This is a genomic window from Yersinia fenwicki, from assembly GCF_043099325.1.
Taxonomy (GTDB): Bacteria; Pseudomonadota; Gammaproteobacteria; order Enterobacterales; family Enterobacteriaceae; genus Yersinia.
In genome coordinates, this window is record NZ_CP170755.1 from 1,090,928 (window position 1) to 1,103,281 (window position 12,354).

Below are 12,354 nucleotides of genomic sequence, written 5' to 3' on the forward strand. Positions count from 1 at the left end.
GAGGCTGGAATGAAATATCAATTTCCCGAGAATTTTTGGTGGGGTAGTGCCACTTCTGCAACCCAATCTGAAGGGGCGTCATTGCGGGATGGTAAAAGCCAGAATATCTTTGACTATTGGTATGACATTGCACCAGAACGTTTTCATGGCCAAGTTGGCCCGGAAAACACCTCCACCTTTTACGATAATTATCAGCAGGATATTTTGCTGTTAAAAGCATTAGGTCATAACACTTTCAGGACATCGATTTCATGGTCGAGACTGATCCCAACCGGTGACGGCGAGCTTAATCCTAAAGCCGTCACCTTTTATAACGCGGTTATTGACACCTTACTGGCAAATGGCATTACGCCGTTTATCAACCTTTACCATTTTGATATGCCATTGTGCATGCAAGAGCAAGGAGGCTGGGAAAGCCGCGCGGTGGTTGATGCTTATGCTCGCTATGCCAAAATCTGCTTTACCTTGTTTGGTGACCGAGTAAAACACTGGTTTACCTTTAACGAGCCAGTTGTACCGGTCGAAGCTGGCTATCTGAACGACTTACATTATCCTTGTGTGGTAAATTTTAACCGTGCAGTAACTGTGGCCTACCATAGTGTCTTAGCTCACGCTAGAGCCGTTAAAAATTATCGGGAACTTAACCAGGGAGGTGATATTGGCATCATTTTGAACCTCACTCCAACGTATCCTCGCTCTGATAGCATTCCCGATAATGTAGCCGCAAATCGCGCCGATCTGCTACTTAATCGTAGCTTTCTCGATCCTGTCACTAAAGGCACTTACCCTGACGAGCTGATTGTATTATTGCGTGAGCATGACTTGCTACCCATTATCGAACCCGGCGATTGCCAACTTATCGCTAATGGCGTGGTTGATTTATTAGGCGTTAATTATTACCAGCCAAGAAGGGTCAAGGCGAAAGATATTCCAACCCCTCAGGGGCAGGTGAAAACGCCAGAAGATTTGTTCAGCTTTTATGAGATGCCGGGACGGAAAGTTAATCCGCATCGTGGCTGGGAAATTTATGAAAAAGGGCTGTATGACATTCTGACAGACCTGAAACAGAATTATGGCAATATTCCCTGCTATATCTCTGAGAATGGCATGGGTGTTGAGGGCGAAGAGCAATTTATCCCCCCATCTGGCCGAGTTGAGGATGAATATCGCATTGAGTTTATTCGCGAGCATCTAAAATGGTTACATAGAGCCTTGCAAGAGGGCTGTAATTGTAAAGGCTATCATCTGTGGACTTTTATTGATTGCTGGTCTTGGCTTAATGCTTATAAAAATCGTTATGGATTAGTGCGATTGAATATCGCAGATCAATCGAGAGTCATAAAGAAAAGTGGTTATTGGTTTGCGGATGTTGCAAGGCAAAACGGCTTTAATTAACGGCTTTAATTTACGGAGTAGCAACAGTATGTTTGATTTAGATAAAATCGTTGATGATGTGCAACCTACTGATGAACTGGAAGATGTGGTCATGGGGTTGATTATCAACGCAGGGCAAGCCCGGAGTTTAGCCTATAAAGCATTGAAACATGCCAAAACAGGTGATTTTACCCAAGCAGAAGAGCTGATGGCACAATCGCGCAAGGCATTGAATGAAGCGCATCTGGTACAAACTCAGCTTATTGAAGCCGATCAAGGTGAGGGGAAAACCCGAGTTACGCTGGTATTAGTGCATGCCCAGGATCACTTGATGAATGCGATGTTAGCCCGAGAGTTAATTTCTGAACTCATTGAATTACATCAGAAAATAGGTTAATCGATACAGTCGGCTGTTCGTGTTTAAAATAAGAGAGTGAAGGTAAATAAGATGGAAGTCAGATTAGTACGTGAAAAAGACTTTTTTAACGGAAAAGAATTCCATCTGTTTATTTATAACAAAACGGAGAGCGCGACAGGCTTACACCAACATGATTATTATGAATATACCCTGATATTAACCGGCATGTGTTATCAGGAAATTAATGGTAAGCGCGTTTTTTTAGAACGTGGCGATTTTGTTTTTATCCCCATGGGTTCTCATCATCAAAGTTTCTATGATTTTGGTGCCACGCGAATATTAAATGTTGGGATCAGAAAGTCTTTCTTTGAAGAGCACTATTCCCATTTACTCTCCCGGCCTATTGTGGCTTCGCAGGCTTATCGCCTGAAAGGTGATTTTCTTTCTTATATTGAATCAGCTATTTCTGCGCCACATTTTAGGGAAGATGAGCTGACTGAATTGATCGAACTGCTGACATTCTATGTGACTAACCGTATCAGCCATTATAAAGAGACTGAAACTAACGATGACATACCGCAGTGGTTAAAAAACAGTATCGACAAAATGCATGATAAATCGATGTTTGGTGAGAAAGCATTGGTAAACATGATTGCGCTTTCGGGAAAAACTCAAGAATACCTGACTCGTGCTACTCGGCGTTATTATCAGAAAACGCCAATGCAGATTATTAATGAAATCAGAATCAATTTTGCCAAAACTCAGCTCGAAATGACCAATTACTTTGTTTCCGATATTGCTTTCGAAGCGGGATACAGTGATACCACTTTATTTATCAAAAATTTCAAGAAATTGACCTCTTTTACGCCGGGAAATTACCGCAAGAAATTTAACTGCGTCAGAGACGGATTATCCGATTAGTTTCCGGTTTGATATTGTCTCCCGGAATAGACCGATAAGGCACCCTCAATGGAAAAGTTACTAATTGTTAATGCTGATGATTTTGGTCTATGCAAAGGCCAAAATTACGGGATTATTGACGCATTTCGGCATGGTATTGTTTCATCAACCACTGCAATGATGAATTGTGCAGATATTTATCATGCGGCGGAACTGAGCAAGCAAAACCTTGCATTACCAGTCGGTATGCATTTTGTTCTGACTTACGGTCGGCCCTTAACTACCATGCCTTCATTGATGGATGCCAAGGGTGAACTGGGTAAATGGCTATGGGCGCGGGCCGAAGCGGGTGAGTTAGATTTGGATGAAATTGCCCAAGAATTGACTGCGCAATTTAACAAATTCGTCGCTGTGTTTGGCCGCCCACCAACTCATATTGATAGCCATCATCATGTTCATATGTTGCCTCAGATTTATCCGTTGATTGAAGCTTTTGCCCACGAAAAATCACTACCATTGCGTATCGATCGGTATGAGGCGCAACAGCAGGGTCTGGTACTGAATAATCCCCGTAGCACCGAATGGTTTGATGCCGGATTTTATGGCGAGAACCTGACAGAACAGTCATTTTTGCAGTTGCTAGCAACAGCGGATCAACATGGAATTAATACCATTGAGGTGATGTGTCACCCGGCCTTTGTCGACAAAATTCTGATGACCAGCGGTTACTGCTATCCACGACTTACTGAGTTGGAAGTATTAACGTCGCCAGTATTAAAGCAATCTATTGAACAGCTTGGCTATAGATTAGGGTCGTATTTGGATTGTTGAGAACTATTGTCTGTAGTTAAATGCAGCCCACCATCAAGCTGGGCTGCTGTGGTCAATATCGTTACCTCAAATTTCCGCTGAGGCGGTTATGAAAATCACTGCTGCGTGTATCTAATCCTTCAATAATGACTTCTGCACCATATCTTTGATAGCGATATTCGATGCCATCCAGCGCGGCTACCGTGGAGGCATCCCAAATCTGCGCATGTGTAAGGTCGATGACGATTCGCTTAGGATCGTTCGCATAGTCGAAGTGCTCGAACAAGTCATTACTGCTGGCAAAAAATAAGGGGCCGCGCACGGTATAACGTACACTTTTACCATCGTCACTCAGAATTCGTTCTGCATAAATCACATGCGCGATGCGGCGAGCAAATAGGATCATGGCGACAATAACACCTGCCAGTACGCCCAACGCAAGATTGCTGGTCCAAACTGTAACCAGAACGGTTAACACCATCACCAGTGTTTCAGACCACGGCATTCGTTTAAGTGTGGCCGGTTGCAGGCTGTGCCAGTTAACGGTTTTCACCGCGACAACCATCATTATACCTGCTAGTACGACCATTGGGATTTGTGCCAGCAATTTGCTTAGACCAGTAACCAATACCAGTAACACCACGGCAGCCGCCACGGTGGATACTCGGCTACGTGCTTTACCTAATTCCACATTGACGATAGTTTGACCAATCATTGCACAACCCGCGATACCCCCATAGAAACCTGCGAGAATGTTGCCAACACCCAGTCCCCAGGATTCCCGGCGTTTACTGGATTGTGTATCGGTAATGTCATCGACCAACTTCGCTGTTAACAAAGACTCCATCAGACCGACGAAAGCGACACTTAACGCGGTGGGCCATACTATTTGGAAGGTTTGCCAGTTGAGTGGAACAAGTAATTGAGTGAAGCCGGGCAAATCGGCACTCATTGCTCCTTCGTCGCCCACATTGGGCAATCTATAGCCCATCAGAATAGCTACCACAGTAACAACGATGATGGCTATTAGTGGTGAGGGTACGCTTTTGAATATACGCGGGAGCAGTAAAACAATGATAAGGGTAATGACAAACATAACCCATACCAGACTTGACTGGCCCCATATGTGCGGTACCTGAGCAAAAAATATCAGAATACCGAGCGCATTAACGAAACCTATCATGACCGAACGAGGGATATAGCGCATCATGCGCGACAGGCCTGTTAGGCCGAAAAAGATTTGAACTATCCCAGCCAAAATTACCGCTGGTAATATGTATTCGACGCCGTGTGCGTGAACCATCGGGCCTATCACCAAAGCAACCGAACCCGCCGCAGCGGATACCATTGCTGGGCGGCCTCCAAGGATGGAAAGCGTGAAACAAAGGACGATGGAGGCGATCAAACTCACTTTAGGATCGACCCCTGCAATGACTGAAAATGAGATAACTTCCGGTACCAGTGCTAACGCTGTCACAACACCGGCGAGACATTCGCGGGTCATAAGTTTTGGTGATTTTAAAACCTGCCACACTCGCAATTCGTTATTCGATTCTGCGGGGTTAGGAGGGTTATGAGTGTTATTCATAAAGTCTCTTATTATTCATGCTTGAGTAAATATTTACTGGGCGCTAGGTGATGAAATAAACAGTTAAGGCTCTAATCATTGTCAGATCAGTGCTAACCCCGACACATTTTTTGCCCATATTGGCATTGAACAAGAAAGCGATATGCATGCGATAGTAAGGCCGGTCAGAAGATTACATGATGAATAGCAAGAATCATAATTCGGTAAAATTTTTATATCTGATCACTCCATACTGTACTTATTAATTCCACTCTTGAATGTGCCAAAGCGGCTAGAAGCGATAGGGTGATAGAGACAAAATACCCACAATTCTGTAGTAGATAACAGTTTGAGATTCAGGAAATGAAAGCGAAAGCAAAAACAGGGTACAAAATATAATTTTAGTCGTTCAGCGCATTGCTGTAACCGGATAAAATATGTGGCGCTGATGGCCCCATCAACGCTAATGCTGGTTTGTTAGCGGCGGGTACAAAGTGCCCTTCGGCTGTGAACGTTTGACTAGTTTCTTACATGGCTAAAACGAGAGATTTTATCTTTTCAGCCTTTTCAAAATGATCCAATCTCATCTCCATGATCCACCAATGCGCCACCTCCATCAGAAGCTCTGGGTCATCATTTTTATTGGCAAAAAAAGCATAGAACGAAAGACCTACATTACTGCCCTTTGCCACGATTTTTGCCTCACAAGTTCTGATAATTTTTTCTTTCATTCCTGCCCGCACGTTCTCTCCTTTTTTATTGTCAGGGTCTAAGTCTATTTAAACTAACATCACTTTGTACGCTCTGCTAAAACAGTCTCAAACTGAGGCTGCGGTCTCTAGGCTGAGATCCACTTCATTTAATCGCCCCGGTCTGCGAAGAATATACCTTAGAAGCTTTAACAGGATTAATATTGATAACTCATTGATGGCCTCACTGCATTATTACTCACTACTTCGATAAATGTCAGCTTTTGGCACATAAGTTATAACTGTGTCAGCTATGAGCGAAAAGCTGACTAAGATAGTAATATGAAAGCATCAATGTAAATGTTCGGGCAATTCATGCTCAAAACATGTATGAGATTTCTTTTTATATATGATTAAGAAGGGTTTTTAATGTGTGCAGTTGATGAATTAAAGGTGAAGTATCCCAGCGCGAATGCTTGGCAAATTGGTGATAGCCCAGAACTGGCCAACGAACTTGCAGGCCTTATTAAAAAAGGAATTAAAACAGCCTCATGCGGCTCTTTTGCATCTTATCAGCAAGAAGAATACCCACCCAGAATTGGGAGTTATAACATCATCCTTGATGGCCAGAATGTACCAGTATGCGTTATCAGATTGGTTTCAATGCGACTGGTGCGTTTTTGTGATGTTACCGACGAGTTTGCCCGAAAGGAAGGTGAAGGTGATTTGAGCCTTGAGTACTGGCAGAAAGAACATCAGCGATTTTTTACTCGTGAAGGTTATTTTTCTGTTGATATGGAGCTGACCGCAGAAGAGTTTGAGGTTGTTGAAATTCTATAAGATGGACAAAGTTTCTGCATCTCCGATCAGAAGAATGTCCTAGCATTTTACATACTGAAACTTATAAAAATTTCCGCTTGTATTACTAACCAGCCCACAGGGTGGGCCCTGATAACTATGAGCGAGAAGCGGTGCTTAACTTGTGGCATGGAGGATTCATGGCTATTTTCAATAAATTTGATAGTTTGAGTTCCTATTAGCTTAGAGTGCGATCCTACTAATAAGGGAATGACTAATAAAAGCAAGGGTGCTTTTGAGTCTATTTAGGTTGGTGATTTACTGATGAAAAATATTATCTCTTTTTTTATATTCGCAATAATTTTGACTATTATTTTCTTCATTCGTTTATTTGATTTTGACCTTTCAGGCTATGGGAAACAGCGAAATATCGTCTTTCAACACAATAATGATATTTTGCAAGGTACGTTGATTCTTCCTTCTGACACATTGAATCCGCCGGTTGTACTTATAATTCATGGTGATGGTGCTCAGAATCGCTGGTCAGAGGATGGATATATCCCGATGGTTAAGTTCCTTGTTGCACGAGGAATAGCCGTATTTTCATGGGATAAACCCGGCGTGGGAGCAAGTTCAGGTAACTGGCTGGAACAGACAATGACCGATCGTGCAGAAGAGGCAGCTCTGGCGTTACAAAAACTAAAACAAGTACCTGAACTGGAAAAAAGCCGTTCAGGATATCTTGGTTTTTCGCAGGCTGGCTGGGTAGTTCCACATGTAAGCCAACTGGCGACACCCGAGTTTGTTGTATTGATCGGTGCTGCAATAAACTGGAGAAATCAGGGGGTATATTACACGGGGCAACGGCTTAAACTTGAGGGGCGTACTGCTGTTGATATTCAGAATGCTAAAAAACTTGAAGCAGCGATTTTTGACAGGCAATTCACGGAAGAAACGGCTTCGCGCCCATGCTTATCTCGCTGTACGCGACAGGACTTCGAACGTAGGAACTCTCTTGCAGATTCGACAAAAGATATCTCAGAGATGCATACACCTGTGTTAATAATTATGGGAGAAAATGATCGAAATGCGGATCCTAATGAAACACTAGCTGTATGGGCAAGAACATTACCCGCTAATACCCCCCATTGTCTAAGGTTGATACCAAGTGCTACTCACGGGCTGCTGCGTAGCAAGTGGTTTGACTATCAACTCCCCTCTGAGTTTCCTCTTTGGAAGCAGGGCGCGTTTCTGTTGTTCGGGGAATATGCTTATTCACCTGGAGCACTCAATGCTATTTCACGCTGGATACTTAATCAGAAGTGTAGCTAGTGAACGTCATTCTGACCGCTTGTCTAAAGCCAAAAATCGGGCTTAAAAAATGAATTTTTCGTCCTGTTTCATTAAAGTCATTGCATTTATAAAGTCTTAGGACTATTAGTTATAGTCAATAGTATCAATGTGTTGAAAAGAATTGGGTTTATGAGATATAACGAAATTTTCTTCAAATATTGTATTCAAGATTTATACATTTTCTCTTTTTAAAATCACCTTCCAGACCATCCGTTATATATATTTTATAAATTCAGCAACGTCCTCTTTTGGCACAAAGCCAGCGCTAAGTTATGACTGTGTCGGCCATAAGCGAGAAGCGGAAGTGATAAAGTCATTACTGTTTCACGGTGTTTTGAACATCGAGTCGCGGTCAACATATCCCAGATGTTTACTTCTATTTGACAACGATAATGCTCATGATATTGTAAGTGTGAATATTATAAGTGCACATGTATTTGTGACTGGAGATAATTATGAGCAAAGAGAACCATTGGAATAAGTCCTATGAACTTGACGTCCGGAGCACGTCTAAAAATATATGGCAGGCGTTTATCGACACATCCACGTGGAAACAATGGAATCCTGGAGTTAAATCGATAAAGCTGGAGGGGCCGTTTCTCGGGGGAACATGGTTTTCGATGGAGTTACCTGATGGGGACATTATCCGTAGTCGGCTCATCGATGTATCTGAAGAAAAACATTTTATTGATGAGACCCTGATTTGTGAGACCCTGGTCAGAGTGGAGCACCGCATTGAAGCATTAGGTACAGGTCAGTGTAAGCTTATCTACGCAATCAGCACACAGGGGCCGGATGCCCAGGCTCTCGGAGAGGGCATTAGCTCGGACTTTCCGGACGTTATGGCTGGATTGGCAAAATATCTTGCCTAATAAAAGGGTTAATATATATGCCATTTAAAAGCCACAAATCTCTTCCAAGCCATTTTGAAGGGCCGGACGACAGCCCGGGATTTTTATTGTGGAGAGTGTCTAATAGCTGGCAACGTGAGCAACGAAATGCCCTGCAACCCTTGGGGCTGACTCATACGCAATTCGTTGTTCTGGCAGTCGCCAGTTGGTTCCAGGAAAAAGAGTCACTGACGCAAGCGCGACTGTCACAGCTAACGGGCAGCGATACAATGACGATTTCTCAGGTAGTTCGAGCACTCGAAAAATCAGGATATATTCAACGATCCCCACATCCAGAAGATACCCGTTCCAAAGTTATTGTGGTGTCAGAAACAGGCAAGATTCTTGCTAAACGGGCAGTTCTGGTCGTAGAAAAAACAGATAAGGAGTTTTTCATGCCACTTGGCGACAATGGACAGTCACTAATCGCACTTTTCCGAAAGCTCCTCAGCTAACTTTGATAAACTTTTATGTGCTTCTGCCAAGCCATCAGGATGACTCTCCACAGGGAAGTTTTTTCCCTGCTGAGAAGCGTACTATCGACTCATGCAGTGTTCACACCGCCCGTTGAACTCACTGCGAGGAGCGGACCTTCCATGACTAATATCAGCTGATCTGACTGGCATTCCACTCGTCACGAGTAATTTCCCACAGCTCTGAATCTAGCAGACCACTGACATACTCTTTCTTTTCAGTCCTGATAAGCCGCATGCCGCTACTGGCTGAGATACGCTGAGAACGGTAATTAATGGCTGCTTTAGGCGCACGCAACACTAGCTTATTCAATGTATTAAACCAGTAATTCGTAGCCGCAATACTCGCCTCGCGCATAAAGCCTTGCCCCTGATATTCCGGCGCCATCCAAAATCCGCGGTTGTTATCTTCAACGTCGTACAGACAGATTAAGCCCATGAGTGCGTCAGGCGCCTCTCGATTTCTGATAGTCCAGAACCAGGCAATTCCTTTCGCCATATCAGGCAGCGCAACGTTATTAACGTAATTTTCAGCGCCATTATCGGGATAAGGCCAAGGTACCGATGAAACCATATAACGAACAATTTCCCAACGTGGATAGAGCTGCTGAATCTGCAGAGCATCTTCGGCAACTAATGGTTTCAGTAGCAGATGTTCTGTTTGAAGCGTGGGAATTTGCATGCGCTATTGTCCTTATTGATTAACTGCCCTTGAAAATTTTCTATTGACGGTTGAGTTTTTAAATGACAACGACGCGTTGAGCCAGGTTGCCCACCATTTCGAGAGCGATGGTTATAAAATCCTTTGCAAGCTAGTGAACGGTGGATAATTAGATTTATTATTATCGATGAAAATCAACAGATACCGCATCTAACCGCTTGATAAGTTCAGGACCAATCTTGCCAACTTTTTATCACTGGATGCCAGCTAAATTCCTCTGCTGTCGTCAACGCTTCCAAAGCAATCTCTTTTGCTCTTTCTGGTGAGGTATCCTGCTCCATCCATTCACGAGCTGCAACAACGATAGCCGTTATCTTTATGGGGATAAAGATATAAATTTCGTGCGATTTTGATAATTAATTTTCAACTAAAATTCGAAGAACAGACAGAGTTTTGAGTCACCAAACTATCCTAGTCAGTTTTTCATTTTTCTTAATACGTTTCGCTTAGTTTATTATGTCGAGGAGTATTCTTTAATTATCTAATTAACAATGGAATGTAGGACTTATTTCTCTATGTGTAAAAGGAAAATAACTATACTAAAAACACCACATTAACGGTGTGGGTAGTATCTCTGTGCTAATACAAGATTGCTATTCCCGTTATGTGAGTTGAATAAAATCATATTGCATAATTCACTGTACATTTGCGAGGTAGTCTATGCTACACGTTGATATTCCAGGCTGTGAAGAATTCTCCCGTTTATCTGATATCCGTTCTGATGTTTGCATTTCTATTTACCTTGAAACATCACCACAACGTCAAAAGTTAGATGCCAGTAAAATTCAGTTAGGTAACTTTATTAAAGAGGCGTTATTGCAGGCTGCTGATAAAGGTTTAGACAAACGCCGCCTTGCACTGTTGGAAGAAGAACTTTATTCAGTATTAGAAGACCCTGACTTTTGGAATTTGCACGCACGTAGTTTAGCTATCCTGGCAACGCCAAACAATATTTTTACTTATCGTTTAGCGAATGAATTGTCTAATCGGCTCGAAATCAGCGATCGTTTCTATCTTAAACCTTTACTACGAGCACTCACATTCCCTCATTCAGCTTATATATTAGCGCTGTCTGAAAATCAGGCCCGCCTAATTGAGTTCTTTGCCGATGTGCCAGCGGTAGAAGTAGCAGTTCCCAACATGCCATCTCATAAACGTGATGCTATGGGAGATGCAGCATTAAATGATCATCACCATGGTGCGGTTCATCATAAGGTTCGATTGGCACAATATACACGTCAAATAGATCACGTATTGCGACCAGTATTTGCTAACCATAATTACCCACTTTTTTTGGTCAGCACTGAACCGTTAGCCTCAATATATCGCTCGACTAACTCGTTACCTAATCTTACCGATGAAACTCTTTCCTGCAATGCAGAACACCTTGGTATATCTGAATTAGTTACTCAAGTACGTCCTCTATTGGAGCGTTATTATCAAGCACAATTGAGTGATCTGAAAAAACGTTTTGAAATGCGTGCAAGTGAGCGGCGCGTTACACAGGATTTATCTGATGCAGCGCGTGCAGCCACTTTTGGTGCCATTGATCTACTACTGATCAATATTGATAGTAACGTAAGTGGCACTATTGATGATGAAGGAAAAATTTCATTCGATGTTGATGAGAGGAATCACAGTGTCGTTGATGAGATAGCGAAACGAGCTTTGGGAACAGGTGGTAAGGTGTTGGCAGTGCGAAGTGCAGACCTACCCTATGGGGGGGATCTAAACGCAATATTGCGTTATCCGTTGTAAGTTTTATATCGTGAAAAGTTAGAAAATGAACAAGCCCCATTTTGGGGCTTGTTCATTTTCTAAGCTGCACTTAGCCATAAGATATTAAATACTCTTTCATTACTCTTCCTTAAGCTATGGGCTAGCAGAGGATTACCTTGCAAACATCTCAGACACTATATATCCAGCCACAAAAGCAAAAAGTATGAGGACGATAACAACTATGGTGCTGTTTATCTCCATATATCCGCCAGTAGGTTAGTTTTCGCAAAAAATACAGTCTACTAACTCAGATAGTAAGTCATATCGCCAATTTTTATGCCATCGCCCAGCAAGGCTATTGTGATCGCGGCTATTGCGGAAATAGCTATAACAGTAGCCAAGACTAAGATTGCAGGAATTACATATTCTTTCATATCCCTTCCTCGAGCTACTTACACGAATTAGTTACCTGGTCAATACATCAAGCACTAGAAAACCACACAATACAACAGAAACATTGATGGCAACAGTAGATAAGGTACTATTAATTTTTATAGGGCCCCATAATTATCAGATGAGAGGGCAGGGATGCCTATTGAGGTGGTAAGTCGTGAATGGGGCAAAACATTTTCATATACGTGTAGATTTGTGCGTGGATGTGATATTAGTCAAGTAGATAAAACATTAGTTTTTGGTATCCTG

General features: G+C 42.6%; 13 protein-coding genes. 9 read left to right on the plus strand and 4 right to left on the minus strand.

From position 1 onward, the window contains the following. Positions 1–9 precede the first annotated feature (9 nt). Genes ACF3VQ_RS05055 through chbG form a run of 4 tightly spaced genes read left to right on the plus strand, consistent with a single transcriptional unit; the run spans position 10 to position 3,463 of the window. A complete protein-coding gene (locus tag ACF3VQ_RS05055; protein ID WP_392433660.1) occupies positions 10–1,395 on the plus strand; it encodes a glycoside hydrolase family 1 protein in 1,386 nt (461 codons plus the stop codon). Positions 1,396–1,423: 28 nt separating this feature from the next. Then, positions 1,424–1,771, plus strand: a complete 348-nt coding sequence (gene chbA, locus ACF3VQ_RS05060; RefSeq protein WP_392433661.1) for a PTS N,N'-diacetylchitobiose transporter subunit IIA — start codon at positions 1,424–1,426, stop codon at positions 1,769–1,771. 51 nt (positions 1,772–1,822) lie between these two features. After that, positions 1,823–2,653, plus strand: a complete 831-nt coding sequence (gene chbR, locus ACF3VQ_RS05065) for a transcriptional regulator ChbR (RefSeq protein WP_392433662.1) — start codon at positions 1,823–1,825, stop codon at positions 2,651–2,653. Positions 2,654–2,701: 48 nt separating this feature from the next. Next, positions 2,702–3,463 carry a chitin disaccharide deacetylase gene (chbG, locus tag ACF3VQ_RS05070; RefSeq protein ID WP_392433663.1) on the plus strand — a complete coding sequence of 254 codons (762 nt, stop codon included), beginning with the start codon at positions 2,702–2,704 and terminating at the stop codon, positions 3,461–3,463. Between the two features lie 61 nt (positions 3,464–3,524). On the opposite strand, the gene ACF3VQ_RS05075 is transcribed toward chbG, so the two are convergent. Then, entirely contained in the window at positions 3,525–5,030 is a 1,506-nt protein-coding gene (locus ACF3VQ_RS05075; RefSeq protein WP_392433664.1) for a SulP family inorganic anion transporter, read from the minus strand. 506 nt (positions 5,031–5,536) lie between these two features. Then, positions 5,537–5,752, minus strand: a complete 216-nt coding sequence (locus ACF3VQ_RS05080; protein ID WP_392433665.1) for a DUF6500 family protein — start codon at positions 5,750–5,752, stop codon at positions 5,537–5,539. A 375-nt stretch (positions 5,753–6,127) separates the two neighbouring features. Here ACF3VQ_RS05080 and ACF3VQ_RS05085 point away from each other — a divergent pair, with 375 nt between their 5' ends. The 4 genes from ACF3VQ_RS05085 to ACF3VQ_RS05100 all read left to right on the plus strand — a co-directional run bounded on the left by ACF3VQ_RS05085 (position 6,128) and on the right by ACF3VQ_RS05100 (position 9,194). Continuing rightward, positions 6,128–6,538 (plus strand): ASCH domain-containing protein, encoded by a 411-nt coding sequence (locus ACF3VQ_RS05085; RefSeq protein WP_392433666.1) that lies wholly within the window; start codon positions 6,128–6,130, stop codon positions 6,536–6,538. Between the two features lie 282 nt (positions 6,539–6,820). Beyond that, the gene (locus tag ACF3VQ_RS05090; protein WP_392433667.1) at positions 6,821–7,828 is read left to right on the plus strand and encodes an alpha/beta hydrolase family protein; all 1,008 of its coding nucleotides are present in this window, start codon (positions 6,821–6,823) and stop codon (positions 7,826–7,828) included. Positions 7,829–8,304: 476 nt separating this feature from the next. Next, complete coding sequence (locus ACF3VQ_RS05095) at positions 8,305–8,721, plus strand: polyketide cyclase (protein ID WP_392433668.1); 417 nt, start codon at positions 8,305–8,307, stop codon at positions 8,719–8,721. Between the two features lie 17 nt (positions 8,722–8,738). Continuing rightward, positions 8,739–9,194, plus strand: a complete 456-nt coding sequence (locus tag ACF3VQ_RS05100; RefSeq protein ID WP_392433669.1) for a MarR family winged helix-turn-helix transcriptional regulator — start codon at positions 8,739–8,741, stop codon at positions 9,192–9,194. Positions 9,195–9,345: 151 nt separating this feature from the next. On the opposite strand, the gene ACF3VQ_RS05105 is transcribed toward ACF3VQ_RS05100, so the two are convergent. Further along, positions 9,346–9,894, minus strand: a complete 549-nt coding sequence (locus tag ACF3VQ_RS05105) for a GNAT family N-acetyltransferase (protein WP_392433670.1) — start codon at positions 9,892–9,894, stop codon at positions 9,346–9,348. Between the two features lie 699 nt (positions 9,895–10,593). Here ACF3VQ_RS05105 and ACF3VQ_RS05110 point away from each other — a divergent pair. Next, on the plus strand, positions 10,594–11,691 hold the full coding sequence (locus ACF3VQ_RS05110) for a hypothetical protein (RefSeq protein WP_392433671.1): 1,098 nt from the start codon (positions 10,594–10,596) through the stop codon (positions 11,689–11,691). A 263-nt stretch (positions 11,692–11,954) separates the two neighbouring features. Here ACF3VQ_RS05110 and ACF3VQ_RS05115 read toward each other — a convergent pair whose 3' ends face one another. Beyond that, complete coding sequence (locus ACF3VQ_RS05115; RefSeq protein ID WP_392433672.1) at positions 11,955–12,086, minus strand: hypothetical protein; 132 nt, start codon at positions 12,084–12,086, stop codon at positions 11,955–11,957. Positions 12,087–12,354: the final 268 nt, after the last annotated feature.